Annotated in this window: 19 protein-coding genes; 9 read left to right on the top strand and 10 right to left on the bottom strand. The window is 65.1% G+C overall.

The window, feature by feature from the left end; translation table 11 throughout:
- Nucleotides 1-22: 22 nt before the first annotated feature.
- Nucleotides 23-790 carry an SDR family oxidoreductase gene (locus A9513_RS05505; protein ID WP_024763300.1) on the top strand — a complete coding sequence of 256 codons (768 nt, stop codon included), beginning with the start codon at nucleotides 23-25 and terminating at the stop codon, nucleotides 788-790.
- A gap of 89 nt (nucleotides 791-879) precedes the next feature.
- On the opposite strand, the gene A9513_RS05500 is transcribed toward A9513_RS05505, so the two are convergent.
- Complete coding sequence (locus A9513_RS05500) at nucleotides 880-1524, bottom strand: hypothetical protein (protein WP_024763299.1); 645 nt, start codon at nucleotides 1522-1524, stop codon at nucleotides 880-882.
- A gap of 158 nt (nucleotides 1525-1682) precedes the next feature.
- On the opposite strand from A9513_RS05500, the gene A9513_RS05495 reads away from it, so the two are divergent.
- Nucleotides 1683-2465: a TSUP family transporter gene (locus A9513_RS05495; protein WP_065084167.1), complete on the top strand. Its 783-nt coding sequence runs from the start codon at nucleotides 1683-1685 to the stop codon at nucleotides 2463-2465.
- 24 nt (nucleotides 2466-2489) lie between these two features.
- Here A9513_RS05495 and nudC read toward each other — a convergent pair whose 3' ends face one another.
- From nudC to A9513_RS05450, 9 genes are all read right to left on the bottom strand, one after another.
- Nucleotides 2490-3329 (bottom strand): NAD(+) diphosphatase, encoded by an 840-nt coding sequence (nudC, locus tag A9513_RS05490; protein WP_054907714.1) that lies wholly within the window; start codon nucleotides 3327-3329, stop codon nucleotides 2490-2492.
- Nucleotides 3329-5002 carry a hypothetical protein gene (locus A9513_RS05485; RefSeq protein ID WP_024763296.1) on the bottom strand — a complete coding sequence of 558 codons (1674 nt, stop codon included), beginning with the start codon at nucleotides 5000-5002 and terminating at the stop codon, nucleotides 3329-3331. Before A9513_RS05485 ends, nudC begins: the two co-directional genes overlap by 1 nt.
- A 42-nt stretch (nucleotides 5003-5044) precedes the next feature.
- Nucleotides 5045-5857: a crotonase/enoyl-CoA hydratase family protein gene (locus A9513_RS05480; protein ID WP_024763295.1), complete on the bottom strand. Its 813-nt coding sequence runs from the start codon at nucleotides 5855-5857 to the stop codon at nucleotides 5045-5047.
- A 238-nt stretch (nucleotides 5858-6095) separates the two neighbouring features.
- Nucleotides 6096-7439 carry an amino acid permease gene (locus tag A9513_RS05475; RefSeq protein ID WP_024763294.1) on the bottom strand — a complete coding sequence of 448 codons (1344 nt, stop codon included), beginning with the start codon at nucleotides 7437-7439 and terminating at the stop codon, nucleotides 6096-6098.
- A 192-nt stretch (nucleotides 7440-7631) separates the two neighbouring features.
- Nucleotides 7632-9806 (bottom strand): bifunctional diguanylate cyclase/phosphodiesterase, encoded by a 2175-nt coding sequence (locus tag A9513_RS05470; RefSeq protein WP_226046380.1) that lies wholly within the window; start codon nucleotides 9804-9806, stop codon nucleotides 7632-7634.
- Between the two features lie 118 nt (nucleotides 9807-9924).
- Nucleotides 9925-12177 carry an arginine/lysine/ornithine decarboxylase gene (locus A9513_RS05465; protein ID WP_065084165.1) on the bottom strand — a complete coding sequence of 751 codons (2253 nt, stop codon included), beginning with the start codon at nucleotides 12175-12177 and terminating at the stop codon, nucleotides 9925-9927.
- Between the two features lie 207 nt (nucleotides 12178-12384).
- Nucleotides 12385-13122, bottom strand: coding sequence for a DNA polymerase III subunit epsilon (gene dnaQ, locus A9513_RS05460; RefSeq protein WP_037011876.1), 738 nt, complete (start codon nucleotides 13120-13122; stop codon nucleotides 12385-12387).
- 72 nt (nucleotides 13123-13194) lie between these two features.
- Nucleotides 13195-13638 carry a ribonuclease HI gene (gene rnhA, locus A9513_RS05455; RefSeq protein WP_024763291.1) on the bottom strand — a complete coding sequence of 148 codons (444 nt, stop codon included), beginning with the start codon at nucleotides 13636-13638 and terminating at the stop codon, nucleotides 13195-13197.
- Nucleotides 13639-13649: 11 nt separating this feature from the next.
- Nucleotides 13650-14405, bottom strand: coding sequence for a class I SAM-dependent methyltransferase (locus tag A9513_RS05450; RefSeq protein ID WP_024763290.1), 756 nt, complete (start codon nucleotides 14403-14405; stop codon nucleotides 13650-13652).
- Between the two features lie 89 nt (nucleotides 14406-14494).
- Between A9513_RS05450 and gloB the strand changes: the two genes are divergently transcribed.
- From gloB to A9513_RS05415, 7 genes are all read left to right on the top strand, one after another.
- Entirely contained in the window at nucleotides 14495-15289 is a 795-nt protein-coding gene (gene gloB / locus A9513_RS05445) for a hydroxyacylglutathione hydrolase (protein ID WP_065084164.1), read from the top strand.
- 79 nt (nucleotides 15290-15368) lie between these two features.
- On the top strand, nucleotides 15369-17003 hold the full coding sequence (locus tag A9513_RS05440; RefSeq protein ID WP_065084163.1) for a LysM peptidoglycan-binding domain-containing protein: 1635 nt from the start codon (nucleotides 15369-15371) through the stop codon (nucleotides 17001-17003).
- A 117-nt stretch (nucleotides 17004-17120) separates the two neighbouring features.
- Nucleotides 17121-18950: an extracellular solute-binding protein gene (locus A9513_RS05435; RefSeq protein WP_065084162.1), complete on the top strand. Its 1830-nt coding sequence runs from the start codon at nucleotides 17121-17123 to the stop codon at nucleotides 18948-18950.
- Nucleotides 18947-20812: an extracellular solute-binding protein gene (locus A9513_RS05430; RefSeq protein ID WP_065084161.1), complete on the top strand. Its 1866-nt coding sequence runs from the start codon at nucleotides 18947-18949 to the stop codon at nucleotides 20810-20812. Before A9513_RS05435 ends, A9513_RS05430 begins: the two co-directional genes overlap by 4 nt.
- A complete protein-coding gene (locus A9513_RS05425; protein WP_065084160.1) occupies nucleotides 20812-21894 on the top strand; it encodes a microcin C ABC transporter permease YejB in 1083 nt (360 codons plus the stop codon). Before A9513_RS05430 ends, A9513_RS05425 begins: the two co-directional genes overlap by 1 nt.
- 4 nt (nucleotides 21895-21898) lie before the next feature.
- The gene (locus tag A9513_RS05420; RefSeq protein WP_038803141.1) at nucleotides 21899-22918 is read left to right on the top strand and encodes an ABC transporter permease; all 1020 of its coding nucleotides are present in this window, start codon (nucleotides 21899-21901) and stop codon (nucleotides 22916-22918) included.
- 1 nt (nucleotide 22919) lies between these two features.
- Nucleotides 22920-24530 (top strand): ABC transporter ATP-binding protein, encoded by a 1611-nt coding sequence (locus tag A9513_RS05415; protein ID WP_065084159.1) that lies wholly within the window; start codon nucleotides 22920-22922, stop codon nucleotides 24528-24530.
- Nucleotides 24531-24542 lie beyond the last annotated feature (12 nt).

The raw sequence follows: 24542 nt of genomic DNA, 5'->3' as shown, positions 1-24542 counted from the left end.
TAAAGAATAAGGAGAACTCCCCATGTCCAAGACCCAACTGTTCGACCTCGATGGCAAGATCGCCTTCGTCTCCGGCGCCAGCCGCGGCATCGGCGAGGCCATCGCCAAGCTGCTGGCCCAACAGGGCGCCCACGTGATCGTCTCCAGCCGCAAGATCGACGGCTGCCAGGCCGTGGCTGACGAGATCGTCGCCGCCGGCGGCAAGGCCACCGCGATTGCCTGCCACATCGGTGAAATGGAGCAGATCCAGGCCGTCTTCGCGCAGATCCGCGAGCAGTTCGGCCGCCTGGATATCCTGGTCAACAACGCCGCTACCAACCCGCAGTTCTGCAACGTGCTGGACACCGACCTGTCGGCCTTCCAGAAGACCGTCGACGTGAACATCCGCGGCTACTACTTCATGTCCATCGAAGGCGGCAAGCTGATGAAAGCCAACGGTGGCGGCAGCATCATCAACGTTGCCTCGGTCAACGGCGTTACCCCGGGCGAGTTCCAGGGCATCTACTCGGTGACCAAGGCCGCCGTGATCAGCATGACCAAGGTCTTCGCCAAGGAATGCGCGCAGTTCAACATCCGCTGCAACGCCCTGCTGCCGGGCCTGACCGACACCAAGTTCGCCTCGGCCCTGGTGAGCAACGACGCCATCCGCAACGTTGCCCTGCAGCGCATCCCGCTCAAGCGCGTAGCCGACCCGAGCGAAATGGCCGGCGCCGTGCTGTACCTCGCCAGCGACGCCTCCAGCTACACTACCGGCGTGACGCTGAACGTGGACGGCGGCTTCCTCGCCTAAGCGCTTTCGCGGAAACGAGAAAGGGAGCCATCCGGCTCCCTTTTCTGCTTTTTGCAGGAGCGAGCAGGCTCGCTCCTGCAGACGGCGAATTACTGCCACTCCTTGAGTGCCTGATTGGCCGCCGCATTCATCGGCTCGGCGGTCAACCCGCCCGCCCCATAACGCACGGCGAATACCGCCTGGTCGGCCATTGGCAGATAATTCACCCGCCCGGCTTTCGGCACGAAAGTCAGCAGATCATGCTGGCCATCGCGCAACCAGCGCCAGAGATCGATCCCCGGCGCTTCGGAAACCAGCGACACCTTGCGCCCGAGGGACTGCTGCTCAACCGCCAGGAAGCGGCCGGACAGATCCTGCAGGCGATAACCGGGCGCCATGCCGATCAGCCGTGCCAGGCCTTTCCACTCCAGTACCCGCGCATCCAGTTGCCAGAGGTCGCCGGCCAGCTCCACGCGACGCTCCTCGTCGCCCTGCAGCAGCGTCACGTCATAGCGTTGCTCGCCGACCTTGTGGAAGCTCAGGGTCGCCAGCGGCCGCTCTGCCGGCAGCGCGTCATAGCTGCGCAGGTCCCAGGCCACCAGCGCCACCAACGCGGCCAAGGCCACGAACAGCATTCCCGCCGTACCGCGCAACCAGCCGAGGAACCAGTGACGGTCGAACAGGATTCGGGCGGCTACCGCCAGGGCCAACAGCGCCAGGATGGCAACGACCCAGGCCAGACCGTCGTACTGCATCGAATGATTTCCTTCCTCGTAGAATTGCCGGCATTATGCGCACCGCGTACCTGCGCGGCCAGCCAGACCGTCGCAGCTTTCGGGTCCGTTAACGTTTCCTATGCCACCCGCTCTTTACAAAAGAGTGGCTGGACGGGCCCCTGATCAAGGCGAACCCAATGCCCTTCGAACTCGTCGTAGACCCGACCACCCTCGTCATCCTCGCCGGCGTCGCCTTCCTCGCCGGTTTCATCGACGCCATTGCCGGCGGCGGTGGCCTGCTGACCATCCCTGCCCTGCTCACCGCCGGCGTCCCGCCGCACCTGGCGCTGGGCACCAACAAGCTCAGCTCGACCTTTGGCGCCGCCGTGGCCAGCTATACCTTCTACCGCCGCAAACTGTTCCAGCCGCGCAAGTGGCGCAAAGGGCTGATCGCCACCGCCATCGGTGCAGCGCTCGGCGCCTGGGCCGCGCACCTGATGCCGGCGGAATGGCTGAACCGCATGCTGCCGGTGGTGGTGTTCGGCTGTGGCCTGTACCTGCTGTTCGGCAAGACGCCCGAAGCGCCGCTGGACGCCAACCCGCAGATCGCCCAGGGCCGGCAGTGCCCGCAGGGCCTGGGCCTGGGTTTCTACGACGGCGTGGCCGGGCCCGGCACCGGCGCCTTCTGGACCGTCAGCACGCTGCTGATGTACCCGCTGGACCTGGTACGCGCCAGCGGCGTGGCGCGCAGCATGAACTTCGTCAGCAATATCGTTGCGCTGGCGGTGTTCATCGCCTCGGGCCAGGTGGTCTGGCTGCTGGGGCTGTGCATGGGCAGCTCGCTGATGGTCGGCGCCTACTTCGGCGCGCGCACGGCGATTGGCGGCGGCGCCAAGTTCATCCGCCCGGTGTTCATCCTGGTGGTATTGGCGCTGACCGTGCGCCTGGCCTGGCAGCACTGGTTCACTGCCGCGGCCTGAAGTCGGCCGATACGGCGCCTGGAGTCAGGCGCCGCCGGGCAGGACGGGATCGGGACGACCGGCGCGGCGCGCCAGGTAGACCTCGATCAGGTAGCGGGCGATGGAGCGCTCGGCCGGCAGGCGCGGCAGCTCGTCGACGTGGAACCAGCGGGCATCCTCGATCTCGTCCGGCTGCATGACGATCTCGCCGCTGACGTACTCGGCGTGGTAGCCGAACATCAGCGAATGCGGGAACGGCCAGGGTTGGCTGCCCATGTAGCGGATATTGCCGATCTCGACGCCGACCTCTTCGCGCACTTCGCGCGCGACGCAGTGCTCCACCGACTCGCCCGGCTCGACGAAACCCGCCAGGGTGCTGTACATCCCCGGCACGAAGCGCGGCGAACGGGCCAGCAACACCTCATCGCCACGGGTCACCAGCACGATCATGCTCGGCGACAGCAGCGGGTAACGCTGGATGCCGCAGCTTTCACACTGCATGGCGCGGTCGCGGGGCATGCGCTGATTGGGCTGCCCGCAGCTGCCGCAGAAGCGGTTCTGCCGCCACCAGATGCCGATCTGGCTGGCGAAGCCGAGCATGGCGAAGATGTCTTCCTCGGCCTGCATCATGAATTGGCGCAGGCCGATCCAGCTGGCACCCTCCAGCGGGTCGGTACGATCGACTTCCAGCAGGTACACCGGCTCGCCATCGAACTGCCCGACGGCGTGCTCGGAAAGCACGGAAAGGTCCTGGCGCTTGAGCCAGTCACGGGGGAACAGCACGCCGTTGCTGTCGGCAAGGAACTGCTGCTGGCAATGGGCGAGCGCCCAGCCACCGTTCGTAGCCACCTCGAACATCGAGGATTCCCAACGCCCGGTACGCATCAGGCAGCCACCGTCAGGCCCAGGGCCTTGACGCTCTCGCTGGCGACGTCCAGGACGTCGGGTTGGCCTTCAGGCCGCATCATGGCTCCACCCTCCAGGTAGTACTCCAGGCCGGTCAGAGCATCGGCCAGGGTTTCCAGCATCTGCTCGGACGGCATCTGGGTCGTCTCGATCATCTGCCCCTGAATGTAATCGGCACAGGCACCCACGAGCAATGCCGCACGCTCCTGGCCGAGGAACCACAGGCCGCCGCGCACTGCCTGCAGGCTGATCGGCACGTTGGCCAGGTGCAGCTTGTCGCCGTTGGATTCCAGGTACGCGGTGATCGCGCGCTTGGCCAGCGCCAGGCCCGACTGGGCTTCGTCGATCACCACAATGCGCGCTTCGGCAAGCTGATGCACGGCGAAGGAATCGTCCTCCCCCATCGGCGCCGGGCGCGCGCTCATGCGCTCGCCACGCTCCAGGTTGCCGACCATGCTTTCGACGTACAGCAACGCGTCGGCCAGTGCGTTGAGCGCAGCCGGATCGTCCACCGCGCCCTTGGCGACCCAGCCGGCGACCACGCCATGCTGGTGCTGCAGCGAAGTGGCGGCAGAGTTCAGGCCCACCATGCCCAGGGTCTTGGCCAGCTTGCCCAACTGGGTGTGCAGGATGCCCAGCGCATCGGCCTGGGAAACGCCGCGCTCGATCAGGTCGAGCTGGTCCTTCACCGCCGTTAGCTCCTCGCGGATTGCCACCGACAGCGAGCGCATCACCGACTGGCCGGGGCCGGACAGGCGTTGCGACTCGTCTTCGAGCAGGTGATCGGTGAACGGCAGCGGTGCCAGGCCGAACACCTGGCGCAGCTCGGTGGCGCGCACGCCGCCGGTGTCCGCCAGTGTGGTGAGATAGAGCAGTTCCTTGAGCAACTGCCGCGGCGCTTCGTATTGCGGGTTGGCGATCAGTTGCTTGAGCTCGCGATCCAGGCGCGAGAACACCAGCTTGCGCGTCTTGCGCGGCAGCATCTGCGCGTCGACCAGCGCTTCCAGCGCGCCGGCGCCGACCCAGCACAGGCGGGTGCGCGCGGCACTGCCCAGCAGCACGTCGAGCTTGCCCAGCGCGCGGCCCATGAGCTTGAGGCTCGGATAGAGATTCTGTTCGCGGATCAGCCCTACCAGGCCGACCTGGTACATCTGCCGCAGGCGGCGGACTTCACGCGCTGGGTCGTCCACTTGCGGCGCGGTAACGGCACGCAGCGGGCGCGGCAGGTCCAGGCGCGCACTGAAGAAGAAGCTCTCCGGCAGCGCGGGCTGGCCAGCGGCCTGGCGCACGTCGTTGATCGCCGGCAGCAGCAGCTCGGGGATTTCCTGGCGGTGCGCCTCGAGGTTTTCCAGGTAGCGGCGCAGCACATAGAGCGCATTGCCGAGCGCAGCCAGTTGGCCGTCGCGGTCTTCGCTGACCCCGGTGGGAATGTCGGTGGCCAGATCCAGCGCTTCCTGCGCCAGCAGCTCGGCACCCGCCAGCTCGATCAGGTTCAGCGTGCCGCGAATCTGTGTCAGGCAATCGACGGAATGTTGCAGCAGGCTGCCGTTCTGACGCTCGGCAATGAAGTGCTCGAGGTTCTGCTCGGCCTCCTCCATCGTGGCGAACAGCTCGTCGCGGACCAGACTGAGGGACGTGGCTCCAGTAACCATCGGCCTAGTGCGCCTCCTGCGCGCAAGAAGAGTGGACGGACATCAATCGGCGAACTCGGCGGTCTTCTTGCTCATGTGCGCCATCATGGCGGCCTGCAGGTCAGCGGACTGCAGCATCGCGGCGTTCCAGGTGGCGATGTATTCCAGGCCGTCCTCGACGCGGTGGTCGCGGGCGTAGCCGATCATTTCCTTGGTGCCGCGGATGGCGATCGGCGACTTCGCGGCGATCTGCCGGGCCAGCTCCATCACGCCGTCGAACAGCGAGGCGTGGTCGGCGTAGACGCTGTTGACCAGGCCGATGCGCTGGGCTTCCTCGGCATTGACGTTGCGCCCGGTATAGGCCAGTTCGCGCATGATGCCGTCGCCGATCAGGCGCGGCAGGCGCTGCAGGGTGCCGACGTCGGCAGCCATGCCCATGTCGATTTCCTTGATGGAGAACTGCGCGTCCGCGCTGCAGTAGCGCATGTCGCAGGCGGAGATCAGGTCGATGCCGCCGCCGATGCAGTAGCCCTGGATCGCCGCGAGGACCGGCTTGCTGCAGTTGTCCACGGCGTTGAAGGAGCCCTGCAGCTGGAGGATGGTCTTGCGCAGGGCGCGGGCATTGCGGCCGACGTCCTTGCCCAGCTGGCTGGCAGCCTGGGCCAGCAGCGCCAGGTCGATACCGGCGGAGAAGTGCTTGCCGGCGCCGCTGAGGACGACTACCCGGACTTCATCCGTTTCATCGGCCCACTGGAAGATATCGATGATTTCCTTCCAGAAATCGGCATTCATCGCGTTGAGTTTTTCCGGACGGTTGATCTGCACATGGGCGATCTTGTCCGCCAGCTCGATGCGGAAGGCTTTGTATTCTTTCACGGGGATGTCCTCGGGTATGCCCTGCTTCTCGTCTGGGTGCGGCGCAGTGCCGCTGGAGCCCGGGCCAACAGTTCTTATTCGTGCTGGGAATCAGATTTTGGAAATCGCGTCACTATAACAAGGCGAAACTAAAAGTCGATGCCGTGGTCTGTGACGCAGCCCACGGCATCGGGCGGGAACTGGCTCGCAGATCGGCCAGCAAGTGCTTGATCTGGCAGCAAGGCCCGGTACGCGACAATCAGTCGCCGGCCGCCACCGGTAAACCCTGGGCGCGATTGCGGTACTGCCGCCAGGTGTACATCGGGATGCCCGCCATGAACACCAGGAAGCCCCAGAAGATCGCCTGTTCGCCGGTGCCATAGAGCGCCCACAGCGAATAGAGGAAGCCCAGGCAACCGATGGCCAGCACCTGCGGGCGCGAGCGTGGAGAGAAGGATTCCGGCTTGGTCGCCAGCAACTGCAGCAGCGCCGCGGTGCAGAAGGCGTAGGGCACGACACCGGTCATGGTGCCGAGCAGGATGATGACGTTGAACACCTCCACCAGCTCGCCGTGACCATCGACCATCACCAGTGCCGTCACCAGCAGCCCGGAAGAAAGCAGCCCATTGGCCGGCGCGCCGTTCTTGTTGAGTTTGCCCAGGGACTCGGGGAACAGCCCGTCACGGGCCGGCGCCACCGGAATCTGGCCCTGCAGCAGCACCCAGCCATTGAGCGCGCCCAGGCAGGCGATCACCGCACCGCCCGCGACCAGGTAGTAACCCCAGTTGCCCAGCAGGATGCGCGCGGCATCGGCGAACGGCGACGTGGACTTGGCCAGTACCTCCGGCGGCATCAGGCCCTGCACGGCGGTGATCGAGAGGATGTACACCGAGGCGGCCGCCAGGGTGCCGAACAGTGTGGCGCGGGGGATGGTCTTCTTCGGGTCCCGCACATCGTCCGCCGGCACGGTTGCCGACTCCAGGCCGATGAACGACCAGAGCGTCAGCGCCGCCGTGGTGGCGATGGCCTGGGCATACCCCATGTTCGGCAGTTCGCTCGGCGCCGGGATGGTCAGGTAATCCGGATTGAAGTGGAACCAGCCAAGAATGCCGACCAGCAGCAGCGGAATCAGCTTGAGCGCGGTCAGGCAGTTCTGCACCACGGCGAAGGCGGTGATGCCGCGCAGGTTGATCAGGGTGCACAGCCAGATCGCTCCAATGGCCGTGGCGACCATCAGCAGCGGATCGGCCAGCGCCGGAATGAACACCCGCAGGTAGCCCACCAGCGTGACGGCAATGGCGGCGTTGCCGATCCATGCGGCTTTCCAGTAGGTCCAGGCACACAGGTAGCCGGCAAAGCTGCCGAAGCCGTCACGGGTGTAGGCATAGGGGCCGCCCGCACCGGGGTTGAGCCGGGCGAGCCGGGCAAAGGTAAACGCCAGGATCACCGCCCCGGTGCTCGATACCAGCCAGCCGAACAGACTGAGCCCGCCGAACGCCGCCAGGCTCGACGGCAGCAGGAATACCCCAGACCCAACCATGTTGCCGACCACCAGCGCAGTGCAGCTCCAGAACCCCATGCTGCCCTTTTTCGCTTCCGCCATCTGCGCTCCTTAGAAGCCCGCGACCCGTACTTTTCATTTTGTTGCCCTGCCCCTTGCGAAGACGCAGAGCGGCGATCTGTCCTACAGGGTAGACAGCGCCGGGCAAAGGAGGAAACCGATTTGCGAGGCGACACCGCCCGTTTCGAACGGTTTCGCCCCGTAAGGTCAATGTCGCTGCAGAAAATCCGTCGCTCAGGCCCGGCCGACCTGGCGCCCGCCAAGGCCGTACAGCTGCTCGAACTGCAGCGCTGGCATCGGCTTGGCGAACAGGTAGCCCTGCCCTTCATTGCAGCGCTCGGCACGCAGGCGGTCGCGCTGCGCGGTGGTCTCGATGCCTTCGGCGATGGTTTCCAGGTCGAAACTGCGCGCCATGTCGAGGATGGCACGGATCACCGAAAAGTCCTGCTGGGTTTCCAGCATGCCGTTGACGAAGCTGCGGTCGATCTTGATCCGCGAGAGCGGATAGGTCTTGAGCAGGCTGAGCGATGCGTAGCCGGTGCCGAAATCGTCGAAGGCGATGCCGACCCCATAGGAGCGCAGGCTCTGCAGGGTGCTGAGCACGCTGTCGTCGTGGTTGAGCACGATGTTCTCGGTGATTTCCAGCTCCAGCGCCTCGGCCGGCAGCCCGTGACGCTCCAGCGCCTCCAGCACCTGGGTGACCAGGTTGCCCATGCGGAACTGTGCGCCGAACAGGTTGACGCCCATGCGCAGGTCCGGCGCACCGTTGCGCCGCCAGTAGGCCGCCTGGGCGCAGGCCTCGTCCAGGATCCAGGCGCCGACGATGGCCGCCAGCGGCCCGCCTTCCAGCGACGGCAGGAAAGCCGCCGGCGACAGCAGGCCGCGCTGCGGATGCTGCCAGCGGATCAGCGCTTCGGCGCCGCGCAGCGAGCCGTCGCGCAGACTGACCTGGGGCTGGTAGAACAGCAGGAACTCCCCATTGGCGACCGCGCGGTGCAGCTCCATGCCGTAAAGGTGCCGCGCCGCTGCCTCCATCTTCAGCGCCGGGACGAACACGAAGGCATGACTGCGCCCGCTGATCTTGGCCTTGAACAAGGCCAGGTCGGCGTCACCGACCAGCTCCAGCGCTTCCTGGGCATGCAGCGGGGCCAGCGCCACGCCACAACTGGCGGCAACATGGATTTCATGGGCATCGATGAGGATCGGCTCGGCGATGCTGGCGATCACGGCCTGGGCGAAACGCATGGCGTGTTCCGGCGAAAGCAGGTTGGGCTCGAGGATGGCGAACTCGTCGCCACCGATTCGCGCGACCGTGGCGCCGTCGGTTGCCAGACGCTCCAGCCGTTCGGCCACTTGCCGCAGGATGCCGTCACCGACCGCATGGCCAAGGGAGTCGTTGACGTCCTTGAAGCCGTCCAGATCGATCATCAGCACCGTCGCCGGCCGCGACTGCACCAGCAGTTCCTCGGTTCGGCGATAGAACTGGCCACGGTTGGCCAATCCGGTGAGCACGTCGACGCTGGCCAGTTGGCGCAGCGCTTCTTCCTCCTGATGGCGGGCGGTGAGATCCTTGAGTACGGCCTCGAACTTGAGCTTGCCCTTCTCCGACCAACTGAACAGCGTCAGGCCCAGGGACAGCTCGGAACCGTCCTTGCGCACACCGGTGATTTCCCCCGGCACGGCCACGCCATCCAGCGAAGTGGCATCGCTGGCCCCGCTGATCAGCGCGCGGAATGACGGACGCTCACGCTCAGGTAACAGCAGCTCGAAAGCCTGCCCGCTGCCTTCGACCAGGTCGTAACCGAACAGGTTGGCCGCCGCCTCGTTCCAGGCGCCGATCTCACCCCAGCAGTCGAACCACACCACGGGCGTGGGTGAGGTACCGGCGTATTCCTCGAACAATGGCCGGGTGCGCGACGAGGCGACTTCGATGCGCCGCAACTCGAGCCGGTCCGACGCCATGCGCGCCAGCTCGACCAGGCGTTCGCGGTCCTCACCGGAAAAGTCCTCGTGGGGCCTGCTGTCGATGATGCAGAGAGCCCCCAGCGCCTGCCCTTCCACTGAAAGCAGCGGCACGCCGGCATAGAAGCGCACGCCATTGGGCGCGGTCACCAGCGGATTGTCGTGGAAGCGCTCGTCGCGGCTGGCGTCGCCCACCACCATCACCCCGTCCTGGGCGATGGCATGGGCGCAGAAGGATACGTCGCGCCCCATGTCCACCTCGCCGATGCCTGTGGCGGCGGCGAAGAACACATGGTCACTGCCGATCATGTTCACCGCCGCAACGGGCATGCCGAACATGCGGACCGCAATCTGCACCACCGGGTCCAGGCTGGGCAGCAGGCTTTCGTCGTCGAATCCATAGTCGGCGAGTGCGCTCAGGCGCTCGCTTTCATTCGGCAACGTCACGGGACAGCGCATAGGGGAAACCTCCCTTTTTCCTCAAGTTCTCCCTTTACCGGTGCGCACAAGAATAGTTCCACTTTTCATACAGTGATGTATGTCACTTCTATCAGAAGCCGGACGGTCATTTGCAGCACTCCACGGTGTAACGCTTCTGCCCGTCTACCTCGCGGACCTGCAGGCCATGGACGTCCGAATCGAAGCCGGGGAAGTTGCGCTCGAAACTCTGGGCGAAGGCCAGGTAATCGAGTATGGAACGGGTGGATTCGGTGAACCGTTCGCCCGGCATGATCAGCGGGATTCCTGGCGGATAAGGCACCAGCATCACCGCGGCAACGCGCCCTTCCAACCGATCGATAGGTACCGCCTCGACCTCGCCGCGCACCAGTTGCGCGTATGCGTCGGCCGGGCGTGTGGCGATCTCCGGGAGCACCGTGTACATGCGCTTCATCGCCTTCGCCGTGGCGTGGTCGCGATAACAGCGGTGCAGTTCATCGCACAGGTCGCGCAGGCCCATACCTGCATACCGCGCGCCGCCGGCCTGGGCGACGCTGGGCAGGGCATCCGCCAGCGGCTGGTTGGCATCGTAGCTGCGCTTGAACTCCAGCAGCTCGGTGACCAGGGTGCTCCATTTGCCCTTGGTCACGCCCATGGAGAAGAGTACGAGGAAGGAATACAGCCCGGTCTTCTCCACCACCAGCCCACGCTCCCAGAGGAAGCGGCTGACTACCGCGGCGGGAATTCCCCGCGAATCCAGCCGGCCGCCAGCGGTCAGGCCCGGTGTGGCCAGGGTCACCTTGATCGGGTCGAGCAGGACGTAGTCTTCCACCGCGTCGCCGAAACCGTGCCAGTCGGCATTGGGCTCCAGCACCCAGTCGCGGGTTTTCACTTCGTCGGTCCCCTCGACGCCCGGCGGCTGCCAGACGCAGAACCACCAGTCGTCCTCGGCGAGGTTCTGCTGCACGTTGGCCAGCGCCCGGCGGAAGCTCAGGGCCTCGTCGAAAGTCTCCTGGATCAGTGAACGCCCCGCCGGGCCCTCCATCATTGCCGAGGCCACATCCAGCGAGGCGATGATGCCGTACTGCGGCGAGGTGGAGATGTGCATCATGAAGGCTTCGTTGAAGCGCGCCTGTTCGAAGCGCCGGGAGCCTGCGTCCTGCACGTGGATCATCGAGGCCTGGCTGAACGCCGCGAGCATCTTGTGCGTGGAGTGAGTGGTGAACACCAGCGGGCCGCTGTCATCGCGGCGGGTGCCCATGCCGTAGCGGCCGCCGTAGAACTCATGGAACGCCGCGTAGGCGTACCAGGCTTCGTCGAAATGCAGTACTTCGACGCTGTCGCCCAGGGCCTGCTTGATCATCTGCGCGTTGTAGCAGAGGCCGTCATAGGTGGAATTGGTGACCACCGCCAACCGCACTTTCGGCTCGCGGCCACGCGCCAGCGGGCTGGCCTCTATCTTCGCGGCGATGGATTCGCGGCTGAACTCGGACAACGGGATCGGCCCGATGATGCCCAGCTCGTTGCGCTCCGGCGTCAGGTACAGCGGGATGGCGCCGGTCATGATGATCGAGTGGAGAATCGACTTGTGGCAGTTGCGGTCCACCAGCACCAGGTCATCGCGACAGACCATGGAATGCCAGACGATCTTGTTCGCCGTGGAGGTGCCGTTGATCACGAAGAAAGTGTGGTCGGCGCCGAAATTGCGCGCGGCGCGGGCCTCCGCCTCGGCGAGCGGGCCGGTGTGATCGAGCAGCGAGCCCAGTTCGGGCACTGAGACGGAGAGGTCCGACCGCAGGGTGTTCTCGCCGAAGAACTGGTGAAAGGCCTGCCCCACCGGGCTCTTGCGATAGGCCACGCCACCGCCATGGCCGGGCGTGTGCCAGGAATAGTTGGACTGCGCGGTGTGCTCCACCAGCGCGCGGAAGAACGGCGGCAACAGGCCTTCCAGGTATTTGCGCGCCGCACGGCTGACCTGGCGCGCGAGGAACGGCACGGTGTCTTCGAACAGATAAAGGATGCCGCGCAACTGGTGCAGGTCGGCCATGGACTCGGCCGGCGCATTCTCGATGGTCATCTGCTCGCCCAGGGCGAAGATCGGCAGCTGCGGCGCGCGCACCCGCGCCATGCGGATCAGCTCCACCACGTCCTGCAGCAACCGCTGATTCTCCCCCGCCCCCTCGGCGGCAACCAGGATGCAGGCGAGACCATGGTGGGTGGAGGCGACGATGCGCCCCTCCGCGGAGCTCGCAGTGGAGAGGATGCTGAAGCCGTCCTGCTCCAGCTCCCGCGCGATATCCCTCACCCGGTCGCCGGCCACGGTATCGGCCTTGATGTCGCGGTGAACGATGAGGATGGGGAACTTCAGGTCTTTGTACATTGTGAACCCCTGAAAAGACGTACGACTAGCGTCGATCCTCTTCAGAGTATGGGCTCACGGAATGTAGGGGAATGCGCTGGACTGACGGCTGTACGAAAACGTCGCGTGGCTGACAGGAACGCTCACCTCGAGCGCTTTGCTCTGGCTAGCGTCCACAGAAATGAAAAGGCCCCTGTTCAGGGGCCTTTTCTCGGTCAACGCGGAGGATCACTCCTTCGGTGCTTCCATCTGCGCCCACAGCGACGGGCCGCCAGCGGACTTCTCGATCACCGCCAGGCGCGCAACATGCGCCTCGATTTCCGCATCGGTGGCGCGGATCACCCGGGTCAACCCACGTTCGGCCGCCAGGCGGCGAATCGCCGTGGCCGTGGCGCGCCCGCTGCCGTCACCTTCGGCGCCATTGCCCGCCAGCGACAGGCTGGTCTGGCCACCGGTCATTGCCAGGTAGACGTCGGCCAGAATCTCGGCATCGAGCAGTGCGCCGTGCAAATCACGGCCGGAGTTGTCGACGCCATAGCGCTTGCACAGCGCATCGAGGTTGTTGCGCTGGCCCGGATGGCGCTCGCGGGCCATCAGCAAGGTGTCGAGGATAGAGCAGTAGTCGGCGACTTCGGCGCGCTCGCTCTGACCGATCAGGGCAAACTCGTTGTTGATGAAGCCAACGTCGAACGCCGCGTTGTGGATGATCAGCTGCGCGCCATTGATGAACTCGAAGAAGTCATTGGCCACCTCGCGGAAGCGCGGCATGTCCTTGACGTACTCGTTGGTGATGCCGTGGACGGCGATGGCGCCCTCGTCGATCTCGCGGTCGGGCTGCAGGTAGACGTGGAAGTGCCGGCCAGTCAGGCGGCGGCCTTCGAGTTCGACGCAACCGATCTCGATGATCCGGTGGCCGTCGGTGACCGGCATACCGGTCGTTTCAGTATCGAGTACGACGCTGCGCATTCTGTGAGAACCCTTCTTGCGGTTGATTCGCCCGGGCTGATCCGGGCGAGCTTGATGCTGATAGCGGGACGCTTAGCGCGGCAGTTCGCTCACGCCACGGTTGGCGAGCATGTCGGCACGCTCGTTGCCGGGATGGCCGGTGTGGCCGCGCACCCAGCGCCATTCGACAGTATGCCGGTTCACCTGCTCGTCCAGCGCCTGCCACAGGTCGGCATTCTTCACCGGCTGCTTGGCGGCAGTCTTCCAGCCACGCTTCTTCCAGTTGACCATCCACTCGGTGATGCCCTGCATGACGTACTGCGAATCGGTGACGATGCGCACGTCGCAATGCCGCTTGAGCGCGGCGAGGGCCATGATGGCGGCCATCAGTTCCATGCGGTTGTTGGTGGTTTCGGCCTCGCCGCCCCACAACTCGCGCTCGGCACCCTTGTAGAACAGCACGGCGCCCCAGCCACCCGGCCCCGGGTTGCCCTTGCAGGCGCCGTCGGTGTAGATCTCGACTTTCTCTTCGCTCATTTGGCTCGCTTTCAGGACTCGGAATCGCGACGACTGACCTTGGCCACCGGCAGCGGCACCAGTTGGCCGCGCGGTTCACGACGGGGCTGACGCAGGGGCCGCAGACCGACCACCAGCTTGCGCGCCACCAATAGATAGAAGCCGGCGCCGGAGCCCTGCAGCACGGGGCCCCAGGTTTCCATGCGGGCCAGACGGCCCTGCCATTTCGCCGATGCAAGCGGCGGACGATAACACCCGAAGCGGCGTTTCTCCAGCGCGAAGCCCAGCAGGTTGAGCCAGTCGCAGACCCGACCGGGCGAGATGCAGCGGGCGCGGCGCAAGGCATCACGAGCGAAGTAGTGGCGAATACCCCAGGCGCTCCGGGGATTCACTCCGACCACCAGCAGGTGCCCTCCGGGACGCACGCTGCGCGCCGCTTCACGCAATAAACGGTGCGGCGACAGGCAGAAATCCAGGCCATGCTGCAGCAGCACCACGTCCGCGGCGTGCTCGCCCAGCGGCCAGGCAGCTTCGTCGCAGGCGATCTCCACGCCGGGCAGCGGCGGCCCGAGGCGCACGCCGCGCTGGATGTTGCCAACGCTGGCCGGCAACTCCGCGTGCGGCCCGTAATGGACCAGGTAACCGCCGAAATAGCGCTCCAGCTCGTCGATCAGCAACTGCTGCTCTTCGGCGAGCATCATTCCGCCAATCGGCCCGGACAGCCAATGGCGAGCCTGGTCGATCAGCTCCAGCCAGTCGGCATCGGCCTGGGCGAAGGGTTCTTCGATCATCACGTCCCCCTGTGGCACAGCGCGACACAAAAGTGCGTATCCGCACTACTATGCGCCAATGCCCACCACTTGGCGACTTTCGACCCATGATACAGATAGATGCCCTGCCCGCCTTTTCCGACAACTACCTCTGGCTGTTGCAGGATGTGACCCGCCGCGAATGCGCCGTGGTCGATCCGGGTGATGCCGCACCGGTCGAGCAATGGCTGCTGGCCCATCCTGGCTGGAAGCTGACCGACATCGTGATTACCCATCACCATGCCGATCATGTCGGTGGCGTTGCCCGCCTGAAGTCCGAGACCGGCGCCCGCGTGCTGGGGCCTGCAGGGGAGAAGATTCCAGGGCGCGACGTGGCGCTGGAGGACGGCGACCATGTGGAGGTGCTCGGACTGGATTTCGAGGTCATCCACGTACCCGGCCATACCCTGGGCCACATCGCCTTTTTCCATGCAGCAGACAGCATCGAGGAAGGAGAGCAGCCGCTGCTGTTCTGCGGCGACACCCTGTTCGCGGCGGGCTGCGGCCGCCTGTTCGAAGGCACGCCGGCCCAGATGCATGCCTCGCTGAGCCGACTGGCCGCCCTGCCCGGCCACACTGCTGTGTACTGCGCCCACGAATACACCTTGAGTAACCTGCGCTTCGCCTGTGCCGTGGAGCCGGAAAACCCGGTCGTCCTGGCGCGCTTCGAAGAAGTCAGCCGCTGGCGCGAACAGGGGAAGATCAGCCTGCCTTCTTCCATTGACCTGGAGAGGGCGACGAATCCTTTCCTTCGCGTGTCAGAAACATCCGTTAAGAAAATGGCCGACGAGCGGAATGGCCAGCAAATCCGCACGCCGGAAGAGGTCTTTGCGACCATTCGCCGCTGGAAGGACCAGTTCTGAGGCCTGGCGAAATCTTGACCAGGGCAGGCTCGGTTTCTAGAATCGCCGAAATTTTTGCCCCGGACAAAGTCATCAACCAATGCCGCCCAAGACCAGAAATACCTCCGATCTAGACGCATTGGCACGAGCCATCCGAGTCTCTATTGTCCTTCTCGCCGCGGGCCTGGCTGGGTGCCAGTCGACCAGCCAAGTAGCCAGCAACGGCCCGATCCGCAACGCATCCCGCGCCGTCGATGTGCAGTTCAATCCGGCCTGGACGGCGTCCCAGAACGATATCTGGGAACGCATGCGTGGCGGCTTCCAGCTGCAGGACCAGCTCAACACCAACCCGCGTATCGAGCGTCAGCGCCTGTGGTTCATGAGCAACCAGTCGTTCCTGGAGAACGCCAGCGAGCGCGGCGCACCGTATATGCACTACGTCGTCGAGCGCCTGGAAGAGCGCGACATGCCACTGGAGCTCGCGCTGCTGCCGATGATCGAGAGCTCGTACAACCCGATGGCCGTGTCGCGCGCCCAGGCCGTGGGCCTGTGGCAGTTCATCCCCAGTACCGGCACGCACTTCAACCTGCGCCAGACCAACTTCTACGACGGCCGCCGCGATATCACCGCGTCGACCAACGCCGCGCTCACCTACCTGAACCGTCTGCATGACATGTTCAATGGCGACTGGCTGCTCGCCCTGGCCGCCTACAACGCCGGCGAAGGTACCGTCAGCCGGGCGATCGAGCGCAACGAGCGCCTCGGCCTGCCCACCGACTACTGGAACCTGCCGTTGCCGCAGGAAACCCAGGACTACGTGCCCAAGCTGCTGGCCCTGTCGCAACTGGTGAATGCCCCGACCATCTACGGCATCAACCTCAGCCCCATCGCCAACCAGCCCTACTTCACCTCGATCCGCGTCAAGCCGGGCCTGGATCTCTCCCAGGTCGCCGCCGTCGCCGACCTGGACCAGGACGAACTGCAGCAGCTCAACCCAGCCTTCAAGCGCGGTGTGACTCTCGACGGCCCGCACCACCTACTGGTGCCGCTGAACAAGGCCGACTCGCTCAAGGCTGGCGTCGCCAACTTGCAGCCTGTCGAACTCAAGCCGCTGGCGGCAACCGTGGCAACCAGCTCCGGTAGCCGCTACCGGGTACGCAAGGGCGACAGCCTGCACAGCATCGCCCAGCGCTACCGCCTGAGCGTCGCCGAACTCAAGGCAGCCAACCGCCTGAGCGCCAACCGCCTGCGCAACGGCCAGACCCTGGTGATCCCCGGCCAGCCGGGCCGCCCGGTCATCGAGCCGGAAAGCCCGCGCCAGTTGGCTCAGGTGGAAAGCTCGAAGACCACCGCCAGCGCGCGTGTCGCCACCCGCAGCTACACCGTGAAGAATGGCGACACACTCTGGCAGATCGCCAAGAAAAACGGCGTCGACGTGGCCGACCTCAAGCGCTGGAACGGACTGGACAGCCACGGCGTAAAACCCGGCCAGACCCTCAAGCTGCAGAGCCCCGCCGCCACCCAACTGGCGGCTAACAGCAAAGCCAAGGCCAAGGCCAAGGCCAAGCAGGACACCGCGACCTACTACAAGGTCAAGCAAGGCGACTCGATGTACCTGATCGCCAAGCGCTTCAACGTCGAGATGCAGCACATCAAGCGCTGGAACCCACGCAGTGGCAAGGCTCTTAAGCCTGGCCAGACCATCACGCTGTACCTCGACACCGCGAGCCGCTGATCCCACTTCTGCGCCGGGGCCTGCATGCCCCGGCTGCATGACTTCTGGCGAAAGGGACAAGCTGCTACTGTACGACGCAATTACCCCTCAGCCAGCCAGGATCGGATCCTACGCCTGATGCGTCGCTTGTCTCTCCTGCTCCTGGGACTCTTCCTGGGCGTCCCCGCCTCCGCCCAGATCACCGAAAGCCACGGGTACGCGCAATTCGGCGACCTCAAATACCCGGCCAGTTTCGACCACTTCGCCTGGGTCAATCCCAACGCCCCCAAGGGCGGCCTGCTGCGGCTGATGGGCCTGGGCACCTTCGACACACTCAACCCCTATACCTTCAAGGGCAGCCCGCCGGTGAGCACCGCGGACTTCCTGCAGTACGGCGTCAGCGAGCTGAACGAGCCGCTGATGGTCGGTACCGGCCTGTATGACCCCTCCGGTGACGAGCCCGCCTCCAGCTACGGCCTGATCGCCCGCAGCGTGGAATACGCCGAGGACCGCAGCTGGGTGGTGTTCAACCTGCGCCCGGAAGCACGCTTCCACGACGGCAAGCCGATCACTGCCTACGACGTTGCATTTTCCTACCGCACCCTGCTCAAACACGGCCACCCGATGTACCGCACCAACCTGCAGGAAGTGCAGCGGGTCGACATCCTTTCTGCTCGGAGCATCCGCTTCGTCTTCAAGCGCCACAACAACCCGTTGCTGATCCTGCGCCTGGGCGAGATGCCGGTGCTGCCGCAACACTACTGGAAAGGCCGCGACTTCCAGGCCACCACCTTCGAGCCACCGCTGGGCAGCGGCCCGTATCGGATCACCGAGGTGGTGCCGGGACGTCGCCTGGTGTTCGAGCGGGTCAAGGATTGGTGGGGGGCGAACCTGCCGGTGAACCGTGGCAAGTACAATTTCGACCGCGTCGAGGTGGACTTCTACCGCGACGCCGGTATCGCCTTCGAAGCCTTCAAGGCCGGTGAGTTCGACATCTACATCGAGCACCAGGCGAAGAACTGGCGCAGCAACTACCGCTTCCCGGCGGTGCGCCGGGGCGAGGTCGTAAAGGTGGAAATCCCCCACCAGATCCCCACCCAGACCCAGGCTCTGTTCCTCAACACCCGCCGGGCGACCTTCGCCGACCGCCGCCTGCGCGAAGCGCTGGGAATGATGTTCGACTTCGAGTGGACCAACCGCGCCCTGTTCAACGACGCCTACGTACGCGCCAGCAGCTACTACCCCAACAGCACCTTCGCCGCCACCGGGGCGCCCCAAGGCAAGGAGTGGCTGCTGCTTTCTCCGTATCGCCAGCAACTGCCTGAAGCGCTATTCAAGCGCCCCTTCAGCGTACCGGTGACCAAGGGCGCCGGCATCCCGCGGGAAACCCTGCGCCACGCATTGGGTCTATTGGGCGAAGCCGGCTGGAAGCTCTCCGGCGATCGCCTGCTGGATGCCAACGGCAAACAGCTGCGCTTCGAAATCCTGCTGGTCAATCCCAGCCTGGAGCGGATACTCCAGCCCTATCGCGAGAATCTGGCCAGCATCGGCATCGATGCGAGCTTGCGCACCGTGGACCGCGCCCAGTACAAACAGCGTCTGGACCAGTTCGACTACGACATGATTCTGATGACCCTGCCCCAGACCCTCAGCCCCGGCCTCGAACAATGGCAGTACTTCCACTCCAGCCAGGTGGCGGTCAAGGGCAGCAAGAACTATGCGGGCATCGCCGATCCCGTGGTGGACGCGATGCTCGAAAAACTGCTGGGCGCCCCTGACCGCGACCAGCAGGAGGCCGCCGCCCGCGCGCTGGACAGGGTACTGCTGTGGCAGCACTACAGCATTCCCAACTGGTACCTGAACAAGCATCGACTGGCGTACCGCAACCGCTTCGCCTTCGTCACCACGCCGCCCTACACCTTGGGCTTGCGCGCGTGGTGGCAAAAAGACCAGGAGAACACCCTATGAAAAGCCCCCGCCGCGCCGCGCTCTGCGCCGGCCTGTTGCTGGGACTGCTGGGCAGCGCGCAGGCCGCGCCGCAGCACGCCATCACCCTGTATGACGAGGCACCGAAATACCCGGCGAACTTCAAGCATTTCGACTTCGTCAATGCCGATGCGCCCAAGGGCGGCACGCTGCGTCTCTCCGACTTCGGCGGCTTCGACAGCCTCAACCCCTTCATCGCCAAGGGCAACTCGGCGCCGCAGATCAACCTGATCTACGACACCCTCACCTTCCACTCACTCGACGAGCCCTTCACCGAGTACGGCCTGCTCGCCGAGAAGATCGAGAAGGACCCGGAGCATCGCTTCGTACGCTTCTACCTGCGTCCCCAGGCGCGCTTCCAGGATGGCACGCCGGTCACCGCCGAAGACGTGGTGTTCACCTTCGAGACGCTGATGAAGGACGGCGACCCGATGTACCGCAACTACTACGCGGACGTCGACAAGGTGGTGGCCGAGGACAAGCTGCGCGTGCGCTTCGACTTCAAGCACGGCGACAACCGCGAACTGCCGCTGATCCTTGGCCAGCTGTCGATCCTGCCCAAGCACTGGTGGGCCAGCCGCGACTTCAACAAGACCAACATGGAACCGCCGCTGGGCAGCGGACCGTACCGCATCGCCAAGGTCGAGGCCGGCCGCTCGATCCGTTACGAGCGGGTCAAGGACTGGTGGGGCGACAAGCTGCCGGTGAACCGCGGCTTCAACAACTTCGACGCCGTGGTGGTGGAGTCCTACCGCGATCTGACCGTCGCCCTGGAAGCCTTCAAGGCCGGGCAATTCGACTTCAACGACGAGCGCATCGCGAAGAACTGGGCGACCGCCTACGATTCGCCCGCCGTGCGTGACGGCCGCATCGTCCGCGAGGAGCCGGTGAACGGAAATCCGTGGGGCATGCAGGCCTACGCCTTCAACATCCGCCGCCCGGTGTTCCAGGACCCGCGCGTGCGCGAAGCGATCACCAACCTGTTCGACTTCGAGTGGACCAACAAGCAGCTGTTCTTCGGCTCCTACCTGCGCGACGGCAGCTACTTCGAGAACTCCGAGATGGCCGCCAAGGAGTTGCCTGACGCGGAAGAGCTGAAAATCCTCGAACCGCTGCGCGACAAGCTGCCACCGCAGGTCTTCACCCAGGTCTACGTGCCGCCCACCAGCGACGGCAGCGGCATCATCCGCGAGCAGAAGCGCAAGGCCTACCAGTTGCTGCTGGAGGCTGGCTACAAGATCGAGAACGACAAGATGGTCGGCCCGGACGGCAAGCAGCTGAGCTTCGAATTCATGCTCGCCCAGGCCGACTTCGAGCGCGTACTGCTGCCCTTCAAGCGCAACCTCGCGGAGCTGGGCATCGACATGCAACTGCGCCGGGTCGACGTCTCGCAATACATCAACCGCCTGCGCTCGCGGGACTACGACATGATCGTCAGCAGTTGGCCGCAATCCAGCTCGCCGGGCAATGAGCAGCGGGAATTCTGGCACTCCAGCAGTGCCGACAAGCCGGGCAGCCGCAACTTCATCGGCCTGCGCGATCCGGGCATCGACGCGCTGGTGGAAGGCCTGATCAACGCCGGCTCCCGCGAAAGCCTGGTGCGCCACGCCCGCGCCCTCGACCGCGCTCTGCTCTGGGGCCACTACGTGGTACCCAACTGGTACCTGGGCAACTGGCGCATCGCCTACTGGAACCGCATCGCCCACCCGGAGAAGCTGCCGCCCTACAGCTATGCGCTGCAAACCTGGTGGCAGGCCCGCGAGAAGGCCGAGCCGACCAAGACCGCCGCCAAGGCTGCAGCCGAAGCGCCGGCTGACGGCGCCGTCGCCCAAGGGGCCAACTGATGCTGGCCTACATCCTGCGGCGCCTGCTGCTGATCATTCCCACCCTGTTCGGCATCCTATTGATCAACTTCATCATCATCCAGGCCGCCCCCGGCGGCCCGGTGGAGCAGATGATCGCCAAGCTGGAAGGTTTCGATGCCGCCAGCGGCGGCGCCACCGGACGCATCTCCGGTGGCGGCGGGGAAGTTGCTGCGGCAGGCACGCACTATCGCGGCGCCCAGGGCCTGGACCCGGAGCTGGTGAAGGAAATCGAGAAGATGTACGGCTTCGACAAGCCGGCACCCGAACGCTTCTGGATCATGCTCAAGAACTACGTGCACCTGGACTTCGGCCAGAGTTTCTTCCGCGATGCCAAGGTCACCGACCTGATCGTCGAGAAGCTGCCCGTCTCCATCTCCCTGGGGCTTTGGAGCACACTGATCATGTACCTGGTGTCGATCCCGGTGGGCATCGCCAAGGCGGTGCGCCACGGCAGCCATTTCGACGTCTGGACCAGCTCGGCGATCATCGTCGGCTACGCGATCCCCGCCTTCCTCTTCGCCATCCTGCTGGTAGTGCTGTTCGCCGGCGGCAGCTACTGGGACTGGTTCCCCTTGCGAGGGCTGACCTCCAACAACTTCGACGAGCTGACCTGGGCCGGCAAGGTCCGCGACTACTTCTGGCACCTGGCGCTGCCCATCACCGCGCTGGTGATCGGCAACTTCGCCACCATCACCCTGCTGACCAAGAACAGCTTCCTCGACGAGATCGGCAAGCAGTACGTGGTCACCGCCCGCGCCAAGGGCCTGACCGAGCGCCGCGTGCTCTACGGCCACGTGTTCCGCAACGCCATGCTGCTGATCATCGCCGGCCTGCCCTCGGCCCTGCTGGGCATCTTCTTCACCGGCTCGCTGCTGATCGAGGTGATCTTCTCCCTCGACGGCCTGGGCCTGCTCAGCTTCGAGGCGGCGCTGAACCGCGACTACCCGGTGGTGTTCGGTACGCTGTTCATCTTCACCCTGTTCGGCCTGATCATGAAGCTGGTCAGCGACGTCCTCTACACGCTGGTCGATCCGCGCATCGACTTCGAGAACCGGGAGTAATCCGATGCGCCTGTCTCCCATCAATCTGCGCCGCTGGGCGCGCTTCAAGGCCAACAAGCGTGGCTGGTGGTCGCTCTGGCTATTCCTCACGCTGTTCATCCTCAGCCTGGGCGCCGAGCTGATCGCCAACGACAAGCCCCTGGCGATCCACTACGACGGCCAGTGGTACTTCCCGGTGGTCAAGCGCTACCCGGAAACCGCCTTCGGCGGCGAGTTCCCCATGGAAGCCAACTACAAGAGCCCGTACATGCGCGAGCAGATCGCGCAGAAGGACGGCTGGATACTCTGGCCGCCGATCGCCTACAGCTACGACACCATCAACTACGACCTGCGCGTGCCGGCGCCTTCGTCTCCCAGTGCGGAGAACTGGCTGGGCACCGACGACCAGGCCCGCGACGTCATGGCACGGGTAATCTACGGCTTCCGCGTATCGGTGCTATTCGCCCTGATTCTCACCGTGCTCAGTTCCATCGTCGGTGTCGTCGTGGGTGCGCTGCAGGGCTTCTATGGCGGCTGGATCGACCTTCTCGGCCAGCGCTTCCTGGAAATCTGGTCGGGTCTGCCGGTGCTCTACCTGCTGATTATCCTCGCCAGCTTCGTGCAGCCTGGGTTCTGGTGGCTGCTGGGAATCATGCTGCTGTTTTCCTGGATGAGCCTGGTGGACGTGGTCCGCGCCGAGTTTCTCCGTGGCCGCAACCTCGAGTACGTGCGCGCCGCGCGCGCCCTGGGCATGCGCAACGGGGCGATCATGTTCCGCCACATCCTGCCCAACGCGATGATCTCCACCCTGACCTTCATGCCCTTCATCCTCACTGGCGCGATCGGCACCCTGACCTCCCTGGACTTCCTCGGCTTCGGCCTGCCCGCCGGCGCACCGTCGCTGGGCGAGCTGGTCGCCCAGGGCAAGTCCAACCTGCAGGCGCCCTGGCTGGGCATCACCGCCTTCGTGGTGTTGGCCGTGATGCTGAGCCTGCTGGTATTCATCGGCGAAGCCGCCCGCGATGCCTTCGACCCGAGGAAGTGAGATGAACCAGAACGAGAACCTCATCGAAGTCCGCGACCTGTCCGTCGATTTCCTCTGCGGCGACGAGCAGGTGCGCGCGGTGGAACACATCAGCTTCGACATCCGCAAGGGCGAGACCCTGGCACTGGTGGGCGAAAGCGGCTCCGGCAAATCGGTAACCGCGCACTCGATCCTGCGCCTGCTGCCCTACCCCACCGCCAGCCATCCTTCGGGCAGCATCCATTATGCCGGCAAGGACCTGCTCAAGCTGCCCGAGCGCAAACTTCGGGGTATCCGCGGCAACCGCATCGCCATGGTGTTCCAGGAACCCATGACCTCGCTGAACCCGCTGCACAGCATCGAGAAGCAGATCGGTGAAGTCTTGGCCCTGCACAAGGGCATGAACGGCGTCCAGGCACGCGCGCGCACGCTGGAGCTGCTGGAGCTGGTGGGCATCCCCAACCCGGCCAGCCGCCTCAAGGCCTATCCGCACGAACTCTCCGGCGGCCAGCGCCAGCGGGTGATGATCGCCATGGCCCTGGCCTGCGAGCCGGAACTGCTGATCGCCGACGAACCGACCACGGCACTGGACGTCACCGTGCAGCTGAAGATCCTTGACCTGCTGCGCGACCTGCAGCAACGGCTGGGCATGGCCATGCTGCTGATCACCCACGATCTCAACCTGGTGCGGCGCATCGCCCACCGCGTCTGCGTGATGCAGCGCGGCTGCATTGTCGAGCAAGCGGATTGCGAAGCCCTCTTCGAGGCCCCCCAGCACCCCTACACGCGCGAATTGCTCGGAGCCGAGCCCAGTGGTACCCCCGCACAGAACGAGCCAGGAGCGCCCTTGCTGGAGGTCGACGACCTGCGCGTGTGGTTCCCGATCAAGAAAGGCGTGTTCCGCAAGACCGTCGATCACGTCAAGGCCGTGGACGGCATCGACTTCAGCCTGCCGCGTGGTCAGACCCTGGGCATCGTCGGCGAGAGCGGCTCAGGCAAGTCGACCCTCGGCCTGGCCATCCTGCGGCTAATCAACAGCCAGGGCGGCATCCGCTTCGAGGGTCAGGCCATCGAAGGCATGAACCAGGCGGAAGTCAGGCCCCTGCGTCGCGAGATGCAGGTAGTCTTCCAGGATCCGTTCGGCAGCCTCAGCCCGCGCATGTCGGTGGGCCAGATCGTCGGCGAAGGCCTGGAAATCCATGGCATGGGCACGGCCGAGGAACGCGAGCAGGCGATCATCGAAGCGCTCAGGGAGGTCGGGCTCGACCCGGACACCCGGCACCGTTACCCCCACGAGTTCTCCGGAGGCCAGCGGCAGCGCATCGCCATTGCCCGAGCGCTGGTGCTCAAGCCAGCGCTGATCCTGCTGGACGAACCGACCTCGGCACTGGACCGCACCGTGCAGCGCCAGGTTGTCGAGCTGCTGCGCGGCCTGCAGGCCAAGTACAACCTGACCTACCTGTTCATCAGCCACGACCTGGCTGTAGTGAAAGCCCTCAGCCACCAGTTGATGGTGATCCGCCATGGCAAGGTGGTCGAACAGGGCATGGCCGAGGATGTCTTCGCCGCGCCGCAGCATGCGTACACACAGCAACTGCTGGAAGCAGCCTTCATGGTCCCGGCACCGACCTGACCTCACATGATC

Source organism: Pseudomonas sp. AU12215, from assembly GCF_001675465.2.
GTDB classification, from domain to species: Bacteria; Pseudomonadota; Gammaproteobacteria; order Pseudomonadales; family Pseudomonadaceae; genus Pseudomonas; species Pseudomonas nitroreducens.
Note: the sequence above shows the minus strand (reverse complement) of the source record. Positions and strands in the feature narration are given on the sequence as shown.

Coding starts and splice junctions, on each gene's coding strand:
- A9513_RS05505 (WP_024763300.1), top strand. CDS start 23: ATGTCCAAGACCCAACTGTTCGACCTCGATGGCAAGATCGCCTTCGTC.
- nudC (WP_054907714.1), bottom strand. CDS start 3,329: ATGCGTACCGGGCGTTGGGAATCCTCGATGTTCGAGGTGGCTACGAAC.
- A9513_RS05440 (WP_065084163.1), top strand. CDS start 15,369: ATGCCGCCCAAGACCAGAAATACCTCCGATCTAGACGCATTGGCACGA.
- A9513_RS05425 (WP_065084160.1), top strand. CDS start 20,812: ATGCTGGCCTACATCCTGCGGCGCCTGCTGCTGATCATTCCCACCCTG.
- A9513_RS05475 (WP_024763294.1), bottom strand. CDS start 7,439: ATGGCGGAAGCGAAAAAGGGCAGCATGGGGTTCTGGAGCTGCACTGCG.
- A9513_RS05435 (WP_065084162.1), top strand. CDS start 17,121: ATGCGTCGCTTGTCTCTCCTGCTCCTGGGACTCTTCCTGGGCGTCCCC.
- A9513_RS05495 (WP_065084167.1), top strand. CDS start 1,683: ATGCCCTTCGAACTCGTCGTAGACCCGACCACCCTCGTCATCCTCGCC.
- dnaQ (WP_037011876.1), bottom strand. CDS start 13,122: ATGCGCAGCGTCGTACTCGATACTGAAACGACCGGTATGCCGGTCACC.
- A9513_RS05430 (WP_065084161.1), top strand. CDS start 18,947: ATGAAAAGCCCCCGCCGCGCCGCGCTCTGCGCCGGCCTGTTGCTGGGA.
- A9513_RS05500 (WP_024763299.1), bottom strand. CDS start 1,524: ATGCAGTACGACGGTCTGGCCTGGGTCGTTGCCATCCTGGCGCTGTTG.
- rnhA (WP_024763291.1), bottom strand. CDS start 13,638: ATGAGCGAAGAGAAAGTCGAGATCTACACCGACGGCGCCTGCAAGGGC.
- A9513_RS05485 (WP_024763296.1), bottom strand. CDS start 5,002: ATGGTTACTGGAGCCACGTCCCTCAGTCTGGTCCGCGACGAGCTGTTC.
- A9513_RS05415 (WP_065084159.1), top strand. CDS start 22,920: ATGAACCAGAACGAGAACCTCATCGAAGTCCGCGACCTGTCCGTCGAT.
- A9513_RS05465 (WP_065084165.1), bottom strand. CDS start 12,177: ATGTACAAAGACCTGAAGTTCCCCATCCTCATCGTTCACCGCGACATC.
- gloB (WP_065084164.1), top strand. CDS start 14,495: ATGATACAGATAGATGCCCTGCCCGCCTTTTCCGACAACTACCTCTGG.
- A9513_RS05420 (WP_038803141.1), top strand. CDS start 21,899: ATGCGCCTGTCTCCCATCAATCTGCGCCGCTGGGCGCGCTTCAAGGCC.